The sequence below is a fragment of the Enterococcus sp. CWB-B31 genome (assembly GCF_020567645.1).
Classification (GTDB): Bacteria; Bacillota; Bacilli; order Lactobacillales; family Enterococcaceae; genus Enterococcus_L.
The window spans coordinates 1-21,467 of the sequence record NZ_JAJDJW010000025.1 but is presented as its reverse complement, the minus strand read 5'-3'; the positions used below and the strand labels follow the sequence as shown (position 1 = coordinate 21,467).

The 21,467-nt window shown below is 36.8% G+C and carries 17 protein-coding genes and 1 pseudogene; 13 read left to right on the top strand and 5 right to left on the bottom strand.

Annotated features, from left to right (window positions below):
* Window positions 1-18: 18 nt before the first annotated feature.
* Window positions 19-942, bottom strand: coding sequence for a type I pantothenate kinase (gene coaA, locus LI954_RS15340; RefSeq protein ID WP_229444910.1), 924 nt, complete (start codon window positions 940-942; stop codon window positions 19-21).
* 278 nt (window positions 943-1,220) lie between these two features.
* Here coaA and LI954_RS15335 point away from each other — a divergent pair, with 278 nt between their 5' ends.
* Together LI954_RS15335 and LI954_RS15330 are read left to right on the top strand one after the other, a co-directional pair.
* Window positions 1,221-1,799 (top strand): GDSL-type esterase/lipase family protein, encoded by a 579-nt coding sequence (locus tag LI954_RS15335; protein ID WP_229444908.1) that lies wholly within the window; start codon window positions 1,221-1,223, stop codon window positions 1,797-1,799.
* Window positions 1,800-1,933: 134 nt separating this feature from the next.
* Window positions 1,934-2,539, top strand: a complete 606-nt coding sequence (locus tag LI954_RS15330; RefSeq protein ID WP_229444906.1) for a class I SAM-dependent methyltransferase — start codon at window positions 1,934-1,936, stop codon at window positions 2,537-2,539.
* A gap of 601 nt (window positions 2,540-3,140) precedes the next feature.
* On the opposite strand, the pseudogene LI954_RS16250 reads toward LI954_RS15330, so the two are convergent.
* A pseudogene (locus LI954_RS16250) lies at window positions 3,141-3,394 on the bottom strand (IS110 family transposase); the annotation flags it as partial.
* A 223-nt stretch (window positions 3,395-3,617) separates the two neighbouring features.
* On the opposite strand from LI954_RS16250, the gene LI954_RS15325 reads away from it, so the two are divergent.
* From LI954_RS15325 to LI954_RS15275, 11 genes are all read left to right on the top strand, one after another.
* Entirely contained in the window at window positions 3,618-4,871 is a 1,254-nt protein-coding gene (locus LI954_RS15325) for a DUF5068 domain-containing protein (RefSeq protein ID WP_229444904.1), read from the top strand.
* Window positions 4,872-6,210: 1,339 nt separating this feature from the next.
* Window positions 6,211-7,329, top strand: coding sequence for a tyrosine-type recombinase/integrase (locus LI954_RS15320; protein WP_202068242.1), 1,119 nt, complete (start codon window positions 6,211-6,213; stop codon window positions 7,327-7,329).
* A 772-nt stretch (window positions 7,330-8,101) separates the two neighbouring features.
* The gene (locus LI954_RS15315) at window positions 8,102-8,803 is read left to right on the top strand and encodes a winged helix-turn-helix domain-containing protein (protein ID WP_229444902.1); all 702 of its coding nucleotides are present in this window, start codon (window positions 8,102-8,104) and stop codon (window positions 8,801-8,803) included.
* 128 nt (window positions 8,804-8,931) lie between these two features.
* Complete coding sequence (locus LI954_RS15310; protein WP_229444900.1) at window positions 8,932-12,054, top strand: hypothetical protein; 3,123 nt, start codon at window positions 8,932-8,934, stop codon at window positions 12,052-12,054.
* Between the two features lie 19 nt (window positions 12,055-12,073).
* A complete protein-coding gene (locus LI954_RS15305) occupies window positions 12,074-12,451 on the top strand; it encodes an LPXTG cell wall anchor domain-containing protein (protein ID WP_229441417.1) in 378 nt (125 codons plus the stop codon).
* 35 nt (window positions 12,452-12,486) lie between these two features.
* Window positions 12,487-12,651, top strand: coding sequence for a hypothetical protein (locus LI954_RS15300; RefSeq protein WP_202068237.1), 165 nt, complete (start codon window positions 12,487-12,489; stop codon window positions 12,649-12,651).
* A gap of 396 nt (window positions 12,652-13,047) precedes the next feature.
* On the top strand, window positions 13,048-13,803 hold the full coding sequence (locus LI954_RS15295; protein ID WP_202068235.1) for a WxL domain-containing protein: 756 nt from the start codon (window positions 13,048-13,050) through the stop codon (window positions 13,801-13,803).
* A gap of 82 nt (window positions 13,804-13,885) precedes the next feature.
* On the top strand, window positions 13,886-15,013 hold the full coding sequence (locus LI954_RS15290; RefSeq protein WP_229444899.1) for a DUF916 and DUF3324 domain-containing protein: 1,128 nt from the start codon (window positions 13,886-13,888) through the stop codon (window positions 15,011-15,013).
* Window positions 15,014-15,138: 125 nt separating this feature from the next.
* Entirely contained in the window at window positions 15,139-15,336 is a 198-nt protein-coding gene (locus LI954_RS15285; RefSeq protein ID WP_229441415.1) for a S26 family signal peptidase, read from the top strand.
* Window positions 15,337-15,591: 255 nt separating this feature from the next.
* Window positions 15,592-16,308 carry a signal peptidase I gene (lepB, locus tag LI954_RS15280; RefSeq protein ID WP_229441414.1) on the top strand — a complete coding sequence of 239 codons (717 nt, stop codon included), beginning with the start codon at window positions 15,592-15,594 and terminating at the stop codon, window positions 16,306-16,308.
* Window positions 16,309-16,328: 20 nt separating this feature from the next.
* Window positions 16,329-18,977, top strand: coding sequence for a YfhO family protein (locus tag LI954_RS15275; RefSeq protein ID WP_229444896.1), 2,649 nt, complete (start codon window positions 16,329-16,331; stop codon window positions 18,975-18,977).
* Window positions 18,978-19,418: 441 nt separating this feature from the next.
* On the opposite strand, the gene LI954_RS15270 is transcribed toward LI954_RS15275, so the two are convergent.
* From LI954_RS15270 to LI954_RS15260, 3 genes are all read right to left on the bottom strand, one after another.
* Entirely contained in the window at window positions 19,419-20,009 is a 591-nt protein-coding gene (locus LI954_RS15270; RefSeq protein ID WP_229444895.1) for a hypothetical protein, read from the bottom strand.
* Window positions 20,010-20,076: 67 nt separating this feature from the next.
* Window positions 20,077-20,448, bottom strand: a complete 372-nt coding sequence (locus tag LI954_RS15265; RefSeq protein ID WP_229444893.1) for a hypothetical protein — start codon at window positions 20,446-20,448, stop codon at window positions 20,077-20,079.
* A gap of 56 nt (window positions 20,449-20,504) precedes the next feature.
* Window positions 20,505-21,050 (bottom strand): radical SAM protein, encoded by a 546-nt coding sequence (locus tag LI954_RS15260; RefSeq protein ID WP_229444892.1) that lies wholly within the window; start codon window positions 21,048-21,050, stop codon window positions 20,505-20,507.
* Between the last annotated feature and the right edge of the window lie 417 nt (window positions 21,051-21,467).

Below are 21,467 nucleotides of genomic sequence, written 5' to 3'. Positions count from 1 at the left end.
AACTGGAGTGTTACATCCTCAGTATTTTCTCAAATAGATCTCATCAATGATATGCTTCTCTTTTTTATGGAGTATGATATCAGCTCTTCCTCTGGTAGGCAAGATGTATTCTTCAAGGTTTTTCAAATTGACACTTTTCCAGACACCTCGAGCCATCTCAAAAGCATCTTTTCGATCGCCGATTGCATACTGATAGTAATAGTTGTTTGGATCTAGAAAAGCCGTATCCAGCAAGGCGCCAAAGCGTTCCAGATACCATTGCTCAATCAGTCTGGGTTCTGCATCCACAAAAACAGAAAAGTCAAAAAAGTCACTGACATAGATCTGCTGGTTAGCGGGAAGCTGCAAGGTATTGATCCCTTCCACAATCAAAATATCCGGCTGACGGATGATTTCATATTCCCCTTCGATAATATCATAAACACTGTGAGAATAGGTAGGAACATGAATATCGTCTTCGCCATTTTTTATTTGATTTAGAAATGTAATTAGTTTTTCCATATCATAGCTCTCAGGAAATCCTTTTCGATCCATGATTCCGCGTTCTTCCAATACCCTGTTTGGATAAAGAAAACCGTCAGTTGTAATCAGCTGAACATTTCGCCGCTTAAAAATACGTGTTAAAATCGTCTGCAGCAGCCGGGCAGTAGTGCTTTTTCCAACAGCGACACTTCCTGCAATTCCAATAATAAAAGGAGGCACAGGAACATATCTATGCAAAAATAATCCCTTACTCAGCGTCAGAGATTCAAATTCTTTCATGTGAAGGTGGATCAGATGGGTTAGAGGGACGTAAATATCTTCAACATCTTTTAATGAAATCTGATCATTAAACCCTTTAATGTTATCCAATTCTTCTTCAGTCAGCGGGGCTTCTCCATTTCGGTAGAATCCCTGCCATTCCTCGCGGGGAATACGATAGTAATTCATTTTTTCATCCATTAGATCCTCCAACGATAGTGACATGCTTTACTTTGCCTATTTTAACATAATTCTATAGCTGCTACACAGTAATTACGGAAAAGAAATGTTTGTTGGGCAAAAGTTTTTTCAAATGGTATGATTAAGGAACGGATAGGAAAAAGCAAAGAAATGAAAGAGCTTTTGAAAGCTACTTTTTCGCAATGCCTAAATAAGGAAATCAGCAAGAAAACCATCGAGTTTCAATCCTCGAAAACGATTGAAGAAAATTCGACAGATACAGAAGAGGTGGACATTTTATGGCAAAACTTGTATTGTTTGGTGACAGCATCACAGCTGGCTTTTTTGATGAACCCGCTTCGCCGATCTTGACTAATTTGGTGAAAGAAGGGCTGGAGGCCCAGAAGATTACGGATATAGCAATTATTAATGCCGGGATTCCGGGAGATACGACAAGCGGCGGCTTGAAACGCATGGAAAAAGATGTGCTCAGTAAAGAGCCGGATATGGTTACTATTTTCTTCGGAGCAAATGATTGTTCTGATAGTCGTCCGATTGATGTACAGGAGTATGGCGAAAATTTGTCTCAGATGATCAACAGTATTGGAAAGGAAAAAGTGGTTTTATTTACACCGCCATTTGTTGATTCAGCAAGACAGCCGGACAGACAGGATGAGGAAATTCGCCGGTTTGTGGCGAAAGCAAAGGAAATTGGTGAGCAGCAGGAAGTACCTGTAGTTGATATATACCATGCGATGACGGTTTATCCCGGAACAGATGAATTTTTACAACCGGATGGATTGCACTTTTCAGAGGTGGGCTATGAATTTCTGGCTGCTTTAATTGTTCGTGAAATAAAAGGAAAACGGGTAAAATAATTTAGAGAAATCAGCGCCATTTTCTATCTTACTTATGCAGATTGCATTTTAAGGGAGAAGATTGCTGCAGATTAAATAATATCAGGCGGGACGGTAGTTGTTGTCTCGACTTTTCAGTAAAGGAACGAAGTGAAATGACAAATCATTATTATACAGAAAATCCAGATAGTGCACATGAATTAGACGAATGGTCTTTTGAGCTGGCAGGACGAAATTTTCATTTTATCACTGACAGCGGTGTATTTTCCCGCAAAGGTGTGGATTATGGTTCACGAGTATTGATTGACTCTTTTAACTGGCAGGAACTCCCGGAAGGGAAAATCTTGGATGTTGGCTGCGGCTATGGTCCGATTGGTCTGGCTTTAGCTTATGCCTCTGGACGAGTTGTTGAAATGGTTGATATCAATCAGCGTGCGGTTTCGCTGGCTGTTGAAAATGCAGCAAAGAATCAGATTGAGACAGTCGATATTCATACTTCAAATATTTATGAAACGCTTCATGACAAGCAGTATGCAGCGATTGTCAGCAATCCCCCCATCCGAGCCGGAAAGCAGGTGGTTCATACAATCTTAAGTGAAGCAGAGCCATTATTGACTCCGGGCGGTACATTAACTGTGGTGATTCAAAAGAAACAAGGAGCACCGAGTGCTCAGAAGAAAATGAATGAAATTTTTGGTAATGTAGAGATCGTTTCGAAGGATAAAGGGTATTACATTTTAAAGAGTGTGAAGGAACAGTAAAACTGGGGCAGCAGGGGGTGTGACATATTTATGTTACACTCCCTAAAATTGAATAAACGGAGCTTCAGTCTTTATATGCTCTGTGATTAGCTATCTCCTGCTAGGTTCTGAATACTTCCACATTCATCCAGCAACCTCTTAGCGATGAACACAATTGTTTGCCCCTGTATTTCCCTCAGAGCGTTGCATATCATCCTGTCAGCTTGTTTTCTACTATAGAAAAGTCTTGTATCTACGAGTCTCACTACACAACACCACACTTCGTTTCGATTGCATCAATTTCTAAATGGCAAAGCCACTAAGAATTGAAGGACTTCGTTTCGATCGCATCAATTTCTAAATAGCAGAGCCATTAAGAATTGAAGGACCTTGTCCGATTCTCGATACAAACACGTCTATTTGAAAAAGCATTGCCAACCTGAGACAAGTAATAACCGTCTATTTCCTCCGATTAGTCAAGGAGAAAATAATAAATACTTGAAAAAACTTGGCAGTTCCATTATGTCACTTGTCTATCAAATAAAGGACACCTCAAATAAGCCAGATATAAGACTCATTTTTTATCTGGTCTGTGGTATAATCTAGCTATAAGGATTCGTCCTTATTGGTCGTTGGAGGCCGTATACGCATAAGCGTATCTTGTATGATTCCTAGTCATGGAATGCATACATTTCAGAAGCTTGTTCATGCAGGCAACTGTGGCAACCTTTTCCTTTTTAGGAATAGGTTGTTTTTTAGTTTGTAATAATAATCAGCGAAGTGGTTGAAGGCAGCGTGTTGTTGGCGAATTATATTTCAAATGGTAAAATAGAGAATTTTCCACCCCTTTGGATTCCCTCTTTTACTTATGTGATCTATATATGCTGAAAACCATTGGAAATAAATGCTAAGTTAAAATTTATTATTCTTTTCTCACAAAAGTATTCATTTGGAAAAAAAATCGAGATATTCCTATATTTCAACTATGCTATACTTTTTAAAGGAAGAAGGTGTAAAAAGACGATCAAATTTTTTTATTGTTGGTGGAATATTTGAGGGTTTCCCTTTTTTCAAAAAAATAAAAAAGGAAAGATGTAGAATGAAAAAAATTATTTTGGCACTCTTGTTGTCTGCTGTTGTTTTAGGGGCATGCGACAATGGGAAAAAAGAAACGAAAGAGTCGTCCTCGCAGGCGTCAACTGAAGAGGTGTCCAATTCAAGTTCAATTGAAGAATCAACGACAGAATCAAGCAGCATTAAAAAGAATAGTTCAAGTACATCTAAATTGTCAGAACGGGCAGAAATGATGGAGGAATATTTGGGAGCAGATACTGCCGAGTTATTGTATTCTCAGACCAAGCCTGTGACAGTTGAGATAGAAGACTTGACTCTTTCCATTGATGAATATGATTTGGTTGAATTTACTGATTTTGATTCGGACTTTGAAATTCCATTTGGAGGTCAGACAGTAAGAGGAGCAGTTATGCTGGCGACGATATCTATTACAAATAACAGTGATAAAACATTATATTATCCAACTGTACCAGATATGACATTTACAGGTGCAACAAAAGCTTATACTAATAATCGGACAGTTGTCGAAGATTCTGATGATAACTATGGCGCAATGTCTGTGAAAAGTAAAGGAGAGGTTGGTGCCGGCGAAACAGTGACCGCCACATTAAACTACATTTTTGATGAAAACGCTTTGGACACTATTAGTGATTTAGGTATAGTCACAATGAATGTGCCAAGAGGTTTTACAAAGGCCGAGTCATTCTCTGCTGAGGATAGTGTCGGAACGAATCAGAAAATTCAATTAACAGTAACTGCAGATGGAGAAGATACAGCTAGTGCGAATTCATCTTTCTTGCAGGATAAAGCAAGTACAGATGACATGGGAACAAAAACTTTGGATAAAGAGAAGAAAGATATCGGTAAAACTGAAAGTGTTGACGGGATTGATGCAACGCTGTCAGAATACCAGTTTACATTCTTTGAGCCAAATGAAATGGAAGCGGCTCGTTTCAGTAATTTTGAAAATGGAGTTGTACTGCTGACAGTGAAATTTGATGTAGACAATCAGGGAGAGAAGCCTATTTCTATGAGCAGCACTTCAGCTGTACTGACAGTGAATAACGGTTCTCAGAGAATTCTCAGTGAAGGCATGCTGCTAAGCTATACTACTCAAACAATAGAACCAGGAAAGCAAAAAGAACTTTTACAGGTGTTTGCCATGGACCAGGAGCAGTATGAAAAGATTTGGCGTGAGAAGGATTTTGGTCTTAAACTAAATCTGGTGAACAGTGAAGATTTCAAACGATCCTCTGTTGAGTTTGATCTTCCAAAATAAGCAATAAATTTTTAAAAATCAAATACAAAAAGAAATGACTGAGTTTTAGTAAAAGTTAGGATGAGTAAGTGATCATCTGCTTTTCAGAAATTCAGTTGTTTTTTTGTTTAAATCTCCAACTTTCCTTTGGTAAAAGCAGAAGCAATCCCTCTAACATAAATATCATAAATCTGTCCGTTATTCTGAGTAATCAATGTTCTAATTTCAGAAGACATTCTCATTGAGCAGCCCTGCTCAAAAATTATATTTTTCGATGAATGGCTGTTCAGGGAGTCAAATAGTATTACAAATAACAAACTAATGCAACATTTCCAGTAACACTCTTCCCGGGAATATCGAACAGTGGCACACAGTTTCGACAATGAACGGTAGAAGATTATAGGGAAAACACATGATAACTCGTAACCTGATACTTTCTACTTATCTCAGCAACTTTATCACAATCTGGATTAAACGGGTCTAAATCCACCAATGTTTTGACAGGAAGACCAACGTCCCTCGAGTTTGTAGACTGGAAGATACGGCGAGAAAATGTTGGAAGATGCATTTTTTGCAATTCAGAGTGTCTAAAAAAGCTGAGAAGGAAAAGGAATAAAAAAAGCAGTTAGAGGAGTGTATATTCTTTTATCGAATAGTAAATATACTTAGATCTTGAATGTCTGGATTCTGTTTTCAGAACTTGATGAAATAACTGGTTAACGTTCTACTATATAATAGAAGGAAAAAATACGAACCTTAGCTAGTGAATTAGGCATAAATTTTTTCAGTAATACTGGCAGCAGCAGGAACTTAAAGAAGAAAAAATAGTTTAGAAGAAAAAATATAAAGAATGGTCTTATATTTATATCGTTTATTTGTTATATTTATATAATAAATGAATGAAAAACATGAAGTGAGTAGAAAAAGGAAAAGAATATTCGAGATAATTTATCTTTATTATTTCAAAGACATGTGAAAAAGAGACATCGATTGATGTCTTGGTAGGCTTGTTTATTGTTGATATAAATAACTGTTAGAAAGGAACCGGATTTTTCGTCATTTTATAGAAATGAGGAATTTTATCTTAAAAATCTAAAAATTATTTCGTTTTTTTGCTTCTTTACATATTCTAGCGGAGTGAATCGTTAGAGTCAATATTTTATCTATCGTTTTTTTATCATTTTTTTCTGTTTTTTTAACAAAAGACGTAGAGATAAAAAAAGAACGGAATTTAATTTCAGGAATGAACCAAATGATGGTGTAAAAAAGTATGGAAATAACAAAATACATACGTTTAAGACGTTCATTCTTTAGCCGTCAAAAAATCCGTCAAAAAAGGAATAGCGAAGGAGAAATTTAGATGCCTAAAAAAGGTGAAAATATTTATAAAAGAAAAGATGGTCGTTGGGAGGGACGTTATATTAAGGCTCGTGTTGATAATAAGGCTAAGTATGGCTATGTTTACGGAAGAAAATACTCTGATGTTAAGGAAAAGTTAACCATACTAAAGGCAAATCACTTGCATGTTAGAAAAAGTTTCAACCTTTATTATGTGACTTTTGGTGATTGGATCTGCCAGTGGATGAATGAGGAAGTAAAGAAGAGCGTAAAACCGACGACCTATTCCAAATATCTTCATTTAGTTCATCGCTTTATCTTGCCTGAATTAGGTGATTTACGACTACACAAAATAGATAAAAATACGCTGCAAAATTTTATTTATGTTCTCCAAAGCAAACCACTTGCAGCGAGTTCTATTAAAAATATTTTTATTCTTGTCAAAAAAGCACTAATACAAGCAGAAGCAGCAGGAAATATTTCTAAAAATCCTGCAACTGCAGTTGTCTTGCCAAAGGGTCAAGCTAAGCGTGTACGGTCTTTATCTGTAAAAGAGCAAAGGGCATTGGAAATGCAGGCTTTTCAAGAGAAAGGGTGTTCAGCAGTAATACTGGCTCTTTATACAGGAATGCGGATTGGTGAAATCAGTGGATTGACATGGTCAGACATTGATTTTGAAGAAAATTTAGTTTACGTGAATCGAACAATTTCTCGAATTACGGATATGGATTCAAGTGAGAAAAGAACTAAATTATTTGTCGGAACCCCCAAGACAAGCCAGTCTTCAAGAATAATTCCTCTTCCAGCGAATTTAAGAAGATATCTTTTAGAAAAAAGAATGGAAGAGCAGGGTGAGTATTTAATTTCTTGTCGAGGAAAACTGGCAGAACCGAGAGTCATTGGTTATCGCTTCAGTAAGCTTTTGAAAGAAGCGAAATTACCTGCTATTCCATTTCATGCACTTAGGCATACCTTTGCAACAAGGTGTTTGGAGCAGGGAGTTGATATTGCTAGTTTAAGTCGTCTTTTAGGGCATGCCTCAATAAAAATGACCCTGGATACTTACACAGATTCTATGATGGAAAAGCGCATTTCAGCTATGGATGAGCTGGATCGTACCTTACACTATCAATGTAAATAAATGCTTATAAAAAAGAGGGGATAACAAAAGTGTTTATCGCTGAGAACCAAGTAGATAACATGAATCATCTGCTCCTGCGGTTACTCGTCGCAATTAAGTTCGTACAAGTGCTCCTGCGGTTACTCGTCGCATATCTTAGGTGGGCATAAAAGACATGTCAACGCTTTTTCAAACAGACGCATTTGTATTGAGAATCGAACAAGGTCCTTCAATTCTTAGTGGCTTTGCCATTTAGAAATTGATGAGATCAAAACGAAGTCCTTCAATTCTTAATGGCTTTGCCGTTTAGAAATTGATGAGATCGAAACGAAGTGTAGTGTTGTGTTGTGAGACTCGTAGATACAAGACTTTTCTGTATTAGAAAATAATCTTAAAGAATGTTATACAATGCTCTGAAGGGAATAAGTTTGTCCGAATTTATTTCATGTACAAAGAGATAGCCATATATGAAATGATGTTCTCATGAATACTTTTAAATAGGAGAGAGCTAACCACAGAAGTATACAAAGACTGGGACACCGTTTATCCGGTTTTAGGAGGCTGCGACATACTAATGTCACGCCCTCTTTTTTTATTCTTTATACGCCGTCAGTGCTTTAGTACAGGTTCTGCCGAAAGAGAGACACAGCAATAAAAAAAGACCTTCTTTCGTCATTTCTATAAAATGACGAAAACAAATGGACACTCTATCAGATGTTTCATTGAATTATTTTTTAATACTATGCAAAAAGAAGAATCTATAAAAAATTAGAAAGGAGTACGAATTGATACTATGACTACAATCGGAATAATGAGCGAGACATATGAGACAAACAGCAAATACATAGAAAAACTGGAAGAGCAGAATTTTCAAATCATTTACCTGAATGAGAGCAATTATAAAAAATACATGAATTCTTTGGGGATCGTTCTTATGGAAGAAAAGGGGTACGATACGATCGGCAAAGTCTGCGAATGGATCGTGACCTTTCGTGATTTTTCTACAGCTATGATTTATGTCATGTCGAATCAGGAGTCGGATATTGGAAAAATGATTTATATGCAATTAGGTATCAATGCATATGTTGACAAAAACTGCTCTGTAGAAGAATTTTCGTTAATGATTAAAAATGCACTTCAAAGACGAGACTGCTGTATAAAAAGCTTACAAAACAATCATGAAAAGCGAGCTAAAATGATTGAACTTTACCCACAAAATTTTAGCATATCTATAGAAAATGGAGAAGAAATAACCCTTACCAGACTGGAATTTGCAGCAGTGAATTTGCTGAAATCGAAATCTGGAACGACGTTGACTTACGATGAGATTTATAAACAGATTTGGGGAGAAGAAGATGGAAATAAGAAATACAAGGTAACGAACTTGTTTTTTCATCTGAGAAAAAAAATTGAGAGGGATGTTAAAAATCCTCAGTACATTAAAACAGTGCGTTCAAAGGGGTACCGCCTTGATGAGTGGGCACTGGCTAAATAATGGTTTCACTTTCTATTTCCTTTAATAGATGAGCTGAACTATTTCAGTTAATTTTAGTTTAGGGGAAATAGGAGTTGAAATAAATGTGTCATAAGCGACATACCAATTTTGTGGAAAGGAGGAAACTAATGCATAGCAAAAAACTAAAGGTTTTGTTAGTCGTTGCAGGCTTACTTGGTCTGGGAGGGATTGTCGGGAGTATAAATGGAGCAACATCCATCTCTGCAAAAGAGCAGTCAAAAACAGCTCTTGAGGTCACGCTTCCTGAAAATAACAAATATGAAGTAAATAGTATCTTTGAAATAACTATTAATGATTTAGATACACACTCATTATCTGTAGAAACGTATAAAAAAGTGCAGAACGAAGCGGAGATAACTGAAAACAGTGTTTCCTATCTATTGGTTCATATTCCCAAAGGACTGCATCTGGTTGGAGAAGAGATTGGGATAAGAAATAAACGCGGGGTGTTTTCTGTCAGCAATACAACGTCAGAAAATATCTATCGTATCCAGTGGAACGGTAAAGCATCAAAAGAAGAGAAGCTGGTTTTGCCGATTATGGCAGAAAAAGCCGGAGAGTATAAGATTACTACTTCAAAAAACGTGAACAATTTTTCGGTTACTGAGTTGACGCAAAACATCACTGTTGTACAAGGTACGGTATCTGCTGCAGTAGAGGCAAATGCTGAAATTCAGCTAATGGCTGCGCCAATTGGTGAACCAATCAATAACATTGATGATTGGAATGCTGCTATGACCAATACGACAGATATTGAGTACTATTTGGCTTCTGATCTTACGTTAACAACAACAGCTACTGTATCGACAAACAAGAATCTTGATTTGAATGGTCACACGCTGACGTTTTCTGGAAATGCAGGAAAGCTTCTATTGAAAGGCTATGAGGACTTTACAGATTTTACTATCTATAACTCAATAATTGGTCAAGGCGGAATTGCTTCAACCGGGCATACAACGGGCAACTATAGAGGTCCGATCTATGACGGTCGTGCAGATAATAGGACAGCATCAAATGTCGGACCAAGTAACCAGAATGCTGAATTGACAGTGACATTTAAAGATATAGACGTTAATTCAGCCGATGAATTTGCCTACCTATATTATGCAAAACAAGTGATGCTTAAAGGGAATGTAACAATCCGCACTGAAGGAAAAGGGATCGTTGCAACAAACATTACTGTTTACGGTAATGAGACAAATCCTGATGATCCTGAAAATGCCTACGTTATTTCGACGACCGGAACTGCAAATAACAATCCGACATACTATGGTGATGTGTATGGCCCGTTAAACTTTGTTTTGGGAACAAATTATGGAGCAACTGGCGGTTGGAATAATCGACCGACCGAGTTAAAGTTCTGGGTACAGACAAATGCTGCTGTATATGGGCAAAATAATGGAACATCAGGACAAGCTTATCAGAATGTCATTGCCAATTATCAGGTGGTTCAAAATGACGGAACATTGCGTGCGATCGCTCAAAATAATGGATCTGCATTGAGAACAATAACCAGTAATGGAAGCGATGCTCAGTCACCTCATGCTCAGATTATTATCAGTTCAGGTTCAGTGACTGAAATATCAACACTGGGAACAGGGGCAACTAACGGTGCTATTTATAGTTACAAGATGAATTTAATTGTAGATACCCCGGAAATCTTCGATATTCGCTATTTCGGAAGAAATCAGTTCTTCTATGCCTATAATTCAGGTTCTAGAAGTAGTATCAGCGTGAAGAATATGAATCATGCAGTTTGGTCAACAACACAAGCAGGTGTAGGAAACCCGATTGAGATTTGGCCGGATGTCGCAACCTTTGATATTACGGGACTTTATACAAATGTTAGAGGAACCATTACTTCATCAGAACCAGCTATGGCTGAAATCTTTAATTTCAATAATTACAGTCGCTGGTCAAATGATATCCTGCTGCCAAGCATTAATCTGGAAGAGGAACAAGCGACGTTAGTTGATGATGTATATGAAATTCCCAATAATCAAGTTGGATTATCGGGATCAACTGATTACGTTGTGCCTGACGGATCACATATTGCTAAGTCGGCGGATGCTGCAACTCTGACAATGACATTGGGAGCTAAGACCTTTACAACTACAACTGATGTGGATGGAAACTGGAGTTTTGATGATGCTGATTTCGCCCAGTTTGCTGGAGGAACAACGGGAACAATTAAGCTAGTTGATAAGGATCAGAGAACGCATGAAATTTCCATTAAAATACTTGATAAACAAGCACCAAAAGTAACAACAAAACTGATTTCTGTACAACAGAATCAGGCGGCTGCAATTCCTACAGATCCGAAACAGGCACTTTCTTCTTATACAGATGAAACTACACCAACTGCTAATTTGACAGTTGGTTGGGTGACAACACAAGAAGAAAGGGATGCTTTGGTTGAAACTGTAGGGCTGAAAATTGCTAAAGTCAATGTGAAAGATGCAGCTGGAAACGAAACAATTGCTGAAGTACAAATTTATGTCAGTGATGACGAAACTGTGACAACCAGTGACGGTTCTGTACGGGGAATTGATAGTTCTATAAGTCTGACTTCCTGGAAAAATGCTTCTGATGAAGAAAAACGTGCGATTATCATAACAGCTGGAAAAGCAAAAGGATATACAATATCTGGAACAATCATGACTGATGTGACAGAAGATCCCGACTTATTCTTAATTGATTACAGTAGTGTCGGTGAAGATACAGCACAATCTTATCCAGTCATACTATCTGTAGGAACGGCGAAAAAGACAATTTACGTTACCTTTGAAGATGACGGTACACTGTTTATTTATTCAGCGCCGTCAACAATTGGCTTTGGTGTACAAAATGCTGGAGTATTCGGTGTTCGGGTAGAACAGCCTGAATATGATAAAGAGCTGGTTATTTGGGATAGTCGTACAATGATGACTGAGTGGACATTAAAAGCCAGACTGGAAACGTCTCTGACGAGCAGTGGAGGCAGCGGCAGCAATGTTCTTCCGGATGCCATCCGCTATCGTACGGGTGACGGGAAAGATTCAGAGATTGTTCTGAATAATTCTGACCAGCCAATTGTGGTAGATACGCACTCAGAAAATGGTCAGTATAATGTCAGTGACAGGTGGGCGAATGGGGAAAGAGGATTTAAGCTGGATATTCCTGCCGGAAAAGTCCGTGAACTTGGAAAATACAGTGCAACGATTGTCTGGACCGTAGGAGAAACACCATAAAGCAATGGAGGAAAAATAAATGAAACAGATTAGAAATATTTCATCGCTCTGTGTTTCTGCTTTATTTGTAGTACTCTTTCTTTTCTATTTACCAATTAGTGGAAACGCAGTTGAAAATGGTGGGGCGGTACAAACAAAAGGCGTTATTTCTTTTTATGATGAAGTAACAAGTCCCAGCAGTTCAACTGTTCCATCTGGGTCAGAACCAATAAGCAGCTCAGAGCCAGCTAGTTCTGAATCTGGTACGGTCAAGCCAACGGGGAAATATCCGTCTACAGGTGAAATGGTGAAAGTAAGTTTGGGAATCAGTGGAGCTGTAATGGTTTTAATTGCTCTTATCCTTTTCTACTTCAAACGAAAAAAAGATCAGGAATCAAATGGAGGAAAGGGTGCGTAACAGAGTGAAAAGAAGCAAAAGCTTTCTTTCTGGTAATGTTGCCTGCAACCTCAATTTTGTTCCTGAATGCTGAATCAGTTCAGGCGGAAAGTATTGTAACTGGTGAAGAGCATATTCAGTTTGAAGGGAAATATGAGCAGCAGATAAAAGATCCTGAAAATTCCGGGAATTCAGCTGATCCTGATGACAGCCCTCAATAAGCGGGAATTTGGGTATCAATTTTGTACCGCAATTTAATTTTGGGTCAAATGTACGTATGTCCGATAAGACAAGAAATGCGTTTTAAAAATGACTCAACTGAAAACAAAGAACTAGATGGAGCAGTGATCTCTTTGGGCAATTTCTGGGTGAATTCACCCAGAAATTTTCAAAAGCACCCGTTATTCAAAAAGATGTGATTTGGATTGAAAATATTAGACATATCTATTAATAAATCCAGATTCTAACGGTAGGCCCATCTATCAAAATGAAGCACTTAGCTTAACAATACCGGCAGCTGCACAAAAAGATCCGGTAGCATATGAAACGGTGATAACTCGGATAGTATCTGAGTTGCCATAAATAAAAACATGTAATATATAGGAGGAAATACACACATGAAAACTTCACACAAATTAGTAGGCGCTGCTTTATTGGCAGCAGTAGGAGCAGGGCTTGCGATCCCTTCAGCAACAAAAGCAGATTTTGACGGAACAGATGCATCTGGGAAAGGTACAGTTGAATTTACAACTGATACATCGACTAACCCAACAAACCTGCCTCCAGGTGAATCAACTGGTGACCCATTGACGGCACCTTCTCAAAACCCAAATCCAGGGACTTTGAAAGTTGTTTCTGTAACTGACATTGATTTTGATTCACATGCGATTGTTGCAAATGATTCAGAAAAGACTTACGATGCATTGCCATTTACTGACGGTAACCAGACAACTGCACACTTTGTACGGTTCCAGGATGTTCGATCTGATGTAGCCAGCAACTACTATACAGTCAAAGCAGCGTTGACTTCTCAATTCACTAATACGGCAATGAGTTCTACATTAGATGGAGCTACACTGACTTACAAAAATATTTCATTGGTAACAGGTACAAACGCTGCAACACTTCCAACAGATGCTGTACAAGAGGTAACTTCATTAGAGTTTGCAGATGACGGATCAAAAGCACAAGTATTTGTTGAAAGCAATGAAGATGGAAAAGGCTTTGGTGTATTTGAAATTATGTTCGATACAACTGCGAATGCACAAGCCGATACGTACGATGGTGTTACATTGACTGTACCTGGGGATAACGTATTGAAAGCAGGTCAGTACCAAGCTGAAATCACTTGGACAATTGCTGATGCAAACTAATTAAACCTATTGTTCGAAAAGATCACCGATTCTTCGGAATCGGTGTCTTATTTTCAGGATAAGAAAGGACCAGGACCCTAACATGAAAAAAAATATTTTTAGAATACTTACTTTTTTATACATAACAACTGTTGCATTTCTATTTTCTATACCTGTAGAAGCAGAGGAAGCGGGTGGAACTCAGGAAGAGCTGAAAGGCTTTTTTTATAAGGTGATTCTGCCAGAAAACCAACATAATCCAGAAGTCGGCTATTTTGATCTTAGAATGACTCCCGGACAGCAGCAAACAATCCAAATTCAATTAAATAATTCATCAGACAAGGAAATAACTATTGTAGTTGAATTGAATGGCGCGAAAACCAACAGTAATGGTGTAATCGAGTATGGACCCAATCAGATTGAGAAGGATGCATCTTTAAAATATGATTTCGCTGATATTGTAAAAGGTCCGGAAGAAGTTGTTCTGCCTCCGAACAGTCAGGAAATATTGAATCTGGATATTGCTATGCCGGAAGCCTCTTTTGAAGGCTATATTTCTGGAGCTGTCGGATTGAGAGAAAAAGATACAGAAGGTCTGGATACTGAAACAGACGGAGGAATGATCAAAAATAAATTTGTCTATCAAACAGGGATTCTACTGAGTGAGGCAGATACAGAGGCTATAGAGCCGGAATTAAAACTGAATAAAGTCTATCCTGAATTGAATAATTTTCGAAATTCTGTGTATATTAATTTTTCCAACATTCAACCGGTTTATGTTAATGATATGACTGTAAATGTCCAGATTATGAAAAAGAATTCAGATGAAGTACTTTATGATATGGAAAAAATGAATATGCGAATGGCCCCTAACTCTTTAATTAATTTCCCTGTCTCAATGAATGGGGAAAGGATGGTTGGAGGAGATTATCTTGCAAAAATACTGGTTACTACTCAAGCCGGAGGACGTTGGCAGTGGGAACAGGAGTTTACTATTTCTAACGAAGAAGCGAAAAAATTTAACGAACAGGACTTGACACTGGTTCAGGAGGCAGGTATCAACTGGCTGCTGATTCTGATTGTTGCGGGAATTCTGCTGGTTGTCATCATTCTTATTTTTCTGATTGTACGGAAAATAAATAAGAAACCTAAGAGAAATCAGAAACCTAGGAAAAAGCAGCCTCCAAAAAGAAATAGAGAAATGGAGAAACCAAGGTACAGGAACAGATAACTGCTGATTCTATAAATTGAACGATTCTGCCAAACGTATGAATATACTTCAGTGTTTTTTCTCCCCTCTGTTAATCTGCACGATCTCTTTATTTACATTTACTCTGCCGAAAGTTAGCAGGGGGGATGTCACTGGAGCTGGAAGAGGGGGATTGGGTCTTTGTCAGTAAAGTAAGTAAAATCAATCGCTTCCCACTGATATATTTTAAGGTACCGAATCATAAGGAAGCAATTTCTATAAGCAGTGTAATTGGTCTTCCAGAAGAAAGAAACAGTTTCGTTCAGAGTGAACTGCTGGGGAATAGTAAATTAAAACCAGAATGATTTTTGACTGAATCATTGGTGGAAGCAAGAGATGGGAACTGTCATCTGACTGAAAACATTTCAATGAAAGGTATTCCGGGCAGCAGCTCAAATAGAATACCAGAAGAAAAATATTTTGTTTTAGGGAATAATTGATTTTTTGGGGCAGACAGCTGTTACTGCAGATTGGTAGATGCGAAAGATATTATTGGAGTGGGGAAGATGAAGCTATTTCTTCTTCATGAGATGAGAGGACTATAAATTAAGGAGTTTTTTATGGAGACATCACAAAGAAAAAAAGCTGGGGCTTCTGATCGATTTCATAGAAAACGGGTAAAAAAAGAGATATCTGTAAAAAATCAGCTGATTAGAAAAAAACGTAAAATGAGGACTCAAAAAGAAACTGCAAAGCAAAAAGAATATCGAATATGGAGACAGTGGTTAAGTAAGGGGTATGGCATACTTGAAAATATTCTTTTTATTTTGTTTGTATGTCTGTGTCTCTATTCTCTGATGAATTTTCGTTCTCATTTTGTCAGCGGACAATCTATGGAGCCAACGCTTCAAAATGGCGACAGGCTTCTGACACATAAAGGGAAAGCAATACACCGTTATGATATTGTCACTTTTGATCAGGAGACAGAAGACAGCTCTTATGTGAAACGAGTAATCGGTATGCCGGGAGATAAAGTCTGCTTGAATAAGGGCCGTTTATATCTGGTCGAAAACCTGTTTTCTGCTGTAGATCTGGAAGAATTAATACATAGCGGTCAATTGCCGGACAGCACAATTGTACTGCAGATAGATTCAGAAGCACTGTGCGAGCAACTGAAGGAAATAAAAGAAATTCCTCAGGATCATTATTTTGTTTTAGGGGATAATCGGAACCGTTCAACAGATAGCCGGACGCTTGGTTTTATAAAAGCAGAGCAGATTGAGGGAGTAGTGGATATTCGCTACTTTCCATTTAATAAGGCTGGCTTTATTCATTAATAAAAGAAATGAGGCTGAAGATGAAAAAAAATATACATACATTTTTTAAAAATGAAGGGTGCTTTTTTTCGTTAAGTATTGTGCTCCCAATTCTTGTTATGATCATTGTCTACGCGAAAATCGGTGTTTATCCCGGCAGTGAGCATCGAACCATTCTTGCCAGTGATTCATTTTCGCAATATGCCAATTTTTTTGCCAGCTTAAATAATACGTTAAGAGGCGAGCAAAGTATCTTTTACACGTGGAACAGCTCGTTGGGTCTGAATTACTGGTCTTTTATCTCCTATTATCTGGGAGGGATATTTAGTCCGCTGGTCATCTTTTTTAATAATTTACAGATGCCGGATTTTTTGTATTATCTAACTCTGTTAAAAATCGGCTGTATCGGCGGTGCTTTCTGGCTTTATGCTTATCGTACATTTAAGATTCCTCGCTGGGGACAACTGATAATGAGTTTTTCCTATGCACTGATGTCTTTTACTGTTGCATATTCGGAAATAGTTATGTGGCAGGATTCCCTGATGTATCTTCCGCTGATTATTTTAGGCATTAATCGACTGATGGATCGAAAACAACCGATTCTTTTATTTATCAGTTATTTTCTACTGTTTGTTTCTAATTTTTACATGGCTTTTATTGTAGGCGTTTTTTCTTTCCTCTATTATTGGGTACGTCTTTTTACAGAAAAAAAACAATATTTATCAAGTATTCCAATGTATTTGATTACCTCATTGCTGGCTGGCGGAGCTTCAATGATTATCATTTTGCCTACCATTGCAGATTTAAGCAATAATGGAGAATCATTTAGTGAAATCGCTCAATTAAAAACAAAATATACTGGATTATTTGATGTGGTTATTAAGAATATGGTAGGGGTTTATGACAGTACGAAACTAGTTTCCACTCCCTATATTTACGTCGGCTTGATTGCATTGATGTTCAGTTTGTTCTTCTTTCTGACAAAAAAAATAAACTGGCAAAAGAAGCTGAGCTATGGTCTGCTTCTACTGTTTATTTTCACTAGTTTCTATCTTGAACCACTTAATTTGATGTGGCAGGGAATGCATACGCCGAATATGTTTAATTTCCGATTCAGTTTTGTTTTCTCTTTTTTATTGCTGACATTGGCAGGCTATGGCTGGGAAAAGTTTGAAAAGGAAGAGTTTGATCTGCTGGCAACTATTGTTGTCGGGCTGATTACTGCGTATATAATAACAAAGCTTGTAACAGATCGAGGGGACTACGATTATATCAATCCTTGGAGTCTCCTTTTTACTTTAGGATTATTGCTGATTTATTTATTCTTGTTCTTCTTTATGAAAAAGCAAAGCAAAGTAAAAAAGTGGTTAAGTATTTTATTTGTCCTTTTTGCTTGCAGTGAAGCCATGTTTAACAGCTATGTGCTGATCAGCGGTATTCTTTACGAATGGCATTACCCCAGCAGAAAATATTATGCGGAACCTTACGAAGATATTAAAACACTGGTAGATAAGACAAAAGAAGAAGCAGAAGGCTTTTATCGTATGGAAAACCTTAATCCTGTTTCTGCGAATGATGCCTTTAACTATGGATACAGTGGTGTGAATATGTTTTCTTCTATTAGAAACAGACATTCTTCTTATTTTCTGAATGCATTGGGCTACCGGTCAACTGGTACCAATTTGAACATAAGGTATGCAAATAACACGCTGATTATGGATGCACTGGTTGGCATTAAGTATAATTTAGCTCAAGAAGATAATTTGAAGTTTGGTTACTCAAAGATTGCGGAACAAGGTGAATTTAGTTTATATGAAAATAATTATGCATTGCCTTTGGGGATGTTGACGGATGCAGGGATTTACGAAAAAGGAGCTGTTGAAACCCAGGTATCCTTATTGAATCATTTGGCAGCTTTAGATGAAGTCTATTTTTCCTTTGATGAAATAAACTTGACAGATTCAGAAAATGTTACGATTGAAACAAACAAAATCAACAAAACGGATATAGTGACCTATACTCCGAACGATATTGAAGAGCCTGTAGTATTGGAATGGGAAGTGGACGTACCGGCGGGAAAACAGGGTTACGTAAGTATTTATCCAGTAGATTATAAGACGTTTGCCGCACCGGTTATTGAGTTTGATGTTGAGGGAACAGCTTATCAAAGTTCTGTAGTTGAAACCGGACAATACTATTCTCTGGGCTATTATGAAGAAGCAAAAACGGTTAAAGTAAAAATGACTATTACAAATTTGGAAAAAAATGAAGTCTATGTAAATGACAGCAAATTTACTATTGTTAAGCCAGAGGCGGCGTTTTTAGATGTAAATAAGTTTGTAAGTGCTGTTGAAAATATTCAGAAAAAAGCTGTCGATTTTGAAGTTTCCGGCAGAAAAGCAACAGCTGAAGTTAACTTATCGGAAAATCAGGTGATTTTTACTACTATTCCCTATGATAAAGGCTGGAAAGTATATATCGATGGTGAGGAGGCTGAAATTCCAATTTTCAAACAGGCATTACTGACTTTCCCGGTAGAGGCAGGAAAGCATACAATTGAATTTGTCTTCCTTCCGCAGGGATTTGTAGCAGGTACTGTGTTGTTTATTCTGTGTACGGGCAGTTTCATCTTTTATATCTGGCTGCTTCGAAAAAATTCTAATGATCCTTTTTACACTATGACAAAATAATGAAGCAGAAAAAAACAGGGTGTATCTGGAAATTATGGAGGAAACCGAATTTTTCAGATACGCCCTAGTAGTTGGTAAACGGTTAAGGTTTGATAGTTTTTTCTGATAAAAAATCCCAGTCATATCTTTTTTATAAATTCCTCTATTTCGGTAAATTTGCTAAATCCTTTTTTAGTCGCATTCAAAGGGACTGTGACAAACACTCATGAGTGTTTGTCACAACCTCCTTAATAAAAATTCTGTCTGAGCCTTAGAAAATTCTATCTTTTGTCCACTTTCACGAAAGAGACATAATCAGATTGTGTCTCTTTCAAAACTAAAATATTTTGAGTTACTTTAAGACTCCAGCCTGCAAAAAATAAGAAAAAAGAAGCAGGAATAAATCACCTTTCTTCTTTTCCTAAAAATAAATATCATGTGAAGTCTAAATAATACTAAATTTTAAAATGTTAACTCGTTTTCTGGTGTCTCAGAATAATATCTGTCTTTAATATCTTCTATAGCAACATTGATTATATACCTATCTAATTGCACAGCAAACTCTACATCAGAATACTCGGCAATGGCTCGTAAAACACCGGAGGTTTCAGGTGAAAAGATTGGTGAATAAAATTTGTTCATTCTTGAAAAACCAACTCCAACTGTTTTAGTTACAGTCGCTCCTGCTGCATAAAACCCTCCCACTACCGCAACAAAAAAGAATGCTATAGCTGTTATTGGAATGAAAACACCTCTAGGTTGTGGTACATTTGTTTCTGCAGCAGAAATCCACTTGCTTTCTTGAGCTATAAAAGTGGCAATGCCTTTAATATCACGAGTTTCTAATAAGTCTTTGAATTCTTGATTTTGTAATAATGAAAATCTTTCGTAAATCTCATGTTTTTCGTTAGTCGAGGATATATAATTTAACAAAGAGTCGCTACTACTAAATTTTTCTTCAATAAATTTTTCTGATTTTAATATCAAGTTGTTGTTGAATGGTACTGATAGACTTCCTTTTCTGTTGTCTAGATAGTTTAGTTTTCCATCCATTTCAAACACTTCCTTCCAATTTGTATTCATTCATCGTTTTCAACTTCGCATGATATTTATTTAACACTTAAAAAACCAATTCCTCATCTAAGGTTTCGAAATATTCTCCTAAAGAATTATTATTATATATCTCGGCACAAAATTGGTATGGGTGCATTAGAGACTCATTTTTCTTGATATCCAAAGTAGTTGCTATCTTATTATAAATATATTCTGGACCATCAATCCACAACCAAATTTTTAAAAAATCTTTTAACTGCTTTTTGTAAATTGATAGTAATGAATTATTATTTATTTTCCCCAAATTCATTGAATCTATATAATCTATAGTTAAGCCACAACATGAAATTACCTCGTTTTTTGGATTTAACCCCATATACTCCAATATGGAATCGCAACCTTTAATCATTTCTTTAGGCTTATTTTCATTTTTATCCATTTTAAAATTGTAAGAATAACTAACATCCTTATGAAAAGGAATCCATAAAGAACTTATTACATTAAATAATTCAGGTTTTTCATAAATTCTTCAATTTCTGTATTCTTATATACATCTTCTATTTTGAAAATAGTTGAACTATGAGTTTCAACTGAAATAACCACTGGTATGTCTAGTTGAAGAGCGCTCAAGGGAGCGTTTACAACGCTCTGGAAGGGTACCCATTCTTGATGGTTATCACCTGTTGAAAAATTTAATTCAACCAAGCCACACTGTTTTAATCGTTTTATGATTTCAATTGCCTTCTTTTTATTTTTGCCCCAAAAACCATTAGTGACACACCTGGTTGCTAAACCTTTAGAGGACGCGCACTCTATAATAGAATATAGATCTTCTTTTAAAAGAAAGCACTCACCTCCGGTGAAAACAACACAATTTATCTCATGAAAATCATTTACTAATTCATCTATAAACAACTTCATCTTGTCCAAATTTAGTCTGTTATTGTTTTTAGGCGTACATTGAAAATAGCATTCTTTACAGGCTGCTGAACATTTATCAGTTGTTAATATAGCAGCAGTAATTATATTCGGTCTTTTCATCAAAGAAGGCTCCCATCTTGTGATTTCATTAACAATACTGTCATATGAAAATAATTTTTACAATAGAACTAAAAAAACAACTACTAAATTTGTCTTGTCCTTCTACGTGTGATAAAATTAATGCGTTAAATCAAATTTAATCATGAGGAGAATGTACATGAACATTGGTAAAATTATATATATATCAGTCGCAGTGATATTAGGATTATGTATAGCAATTTTTTCAATACCAGAATATATTTCCCTATTCTTAATATCATTATTTCTCTTAATATCATCTTATCTTTTATTAGTCGCCGATAGTAAAATTAAGCTAGACAACTAAATAAGTCATTTGTGCTACACTCAAAATAGTTCCGTCGAAAGAATTATAAGGAGTGAAGACAAATGACCTATACTCATCTTACACCAAATGAA

Coding starts and splice junctions, on each gene's coding strand:
- coaA (WP_229444910.1), bottom strand. CDS start 942: ATGGATGAAAAAATGAATTACTATCGTATTCCCCGCGAGGAATGGCAG.
- LI954_RS15335 (WP_229444908.1), top strand. CDS start 1,221: ATGGCAAAACTTGTATTGTTTGGTGACAGCATCACAGCTGGCTTTTTT.
- LI954_RS15330 (WP_229444906.1), top strand. CDS start 1,934: ATGACAAATCATTATTATACAGAAAATCCAGATAGTGCACATGAATTA.
- LI954_RS15325 (WP_229444904.1), top strand. CDS start 3,618: ATGAAAAAAATTATTTTGGCACTCTTGTTGTCTGCTGTTGTTTTAGGG.
- LI954_RS15320 (WP_202068242.1), top strand. CDS start 6,211: ATGCCTAAAAAAGGTGAAAATATTTATAAAAGAAAAGATGGTCGTTGG.
- LI954_RS15315 (WP_229444902.1), top strand. CDS start 8,102: ATGACTACAATCGGAATAATGAGCGAGACATATGAGACAAACAGCAAA.
- LI954_RS15310 (WP_229444900.1), top strand. CDS start 8,932: ATGCATAGCAAAAAACTAAAGGTTTTGTTAGTCGTTGCAGGCTTACTT.
- LI954_RS15305 (WP_229441417.1), top strand. CDS start 12,074: ATGAAACAGATTAGAAATATTTCATCGCTCTGTGTTTCTGCTTTATTT.
- LI954_RS15300 (WP_202068237.1), top strand. CDS start 12,487: ATGTTGCCTGCAACCTCAATTTTGTTCCTGAATGCTGAATCAGTTCAG.
- LI954_RS15295 (WP_202068235.1), top strand. CDS start 13,048: ATGAAAACTTCACACAAATTAGTAGGCGCTGCTTTATTGGCAGCAGTA.
- LI954_RS15290 (WP_229444899.1), top strand. CDS start 13,886: ATGAAAAAAAATATTTTTAGAATACTTACTTTTTTATACATAACAACT.
- LI954_RS15285 (WP_229441415.1), top strand. CDS start 15,139: ATGTCACTGGAGCTGGAAGAGGGGGATTGGGTCTTTGTCAGTAAAGTA.
- lepB (WP_229441414.1), top strand. CDS start 15,592: ATGGAGACATCACAAAGAAAAAAAGCTGGGGCTTCTGATCGATTTCAT.
- LI954_RS15275 (WP_229444896.1), top strand. CDS start 16,329: ATGAAAAAAAATATACATACATTTTTTAAAAATGAAGGGTGCTTTTTT.
- LI954_RS15270 (WP_229444895.1), bottom strand. CDS start 20,009: ATGGATGGAAAACTAAACTATCTAGACAACAGAAAAGGAAGTCTATCA.
- LI954_RS15265 (WP_229444893.1), bottom strand. CDS start 20,448: ATGGATAAAAATGAAAATAAGCCTAAAGAAATGATTAAAGGTTGCGAT.
- LI954_RS15260 (WP_229444892.1), bottom strand. CDS start 21,050: ATGAAAAGACCGAATATAATTACTGCTGCTATATTAACAACTGATAAA.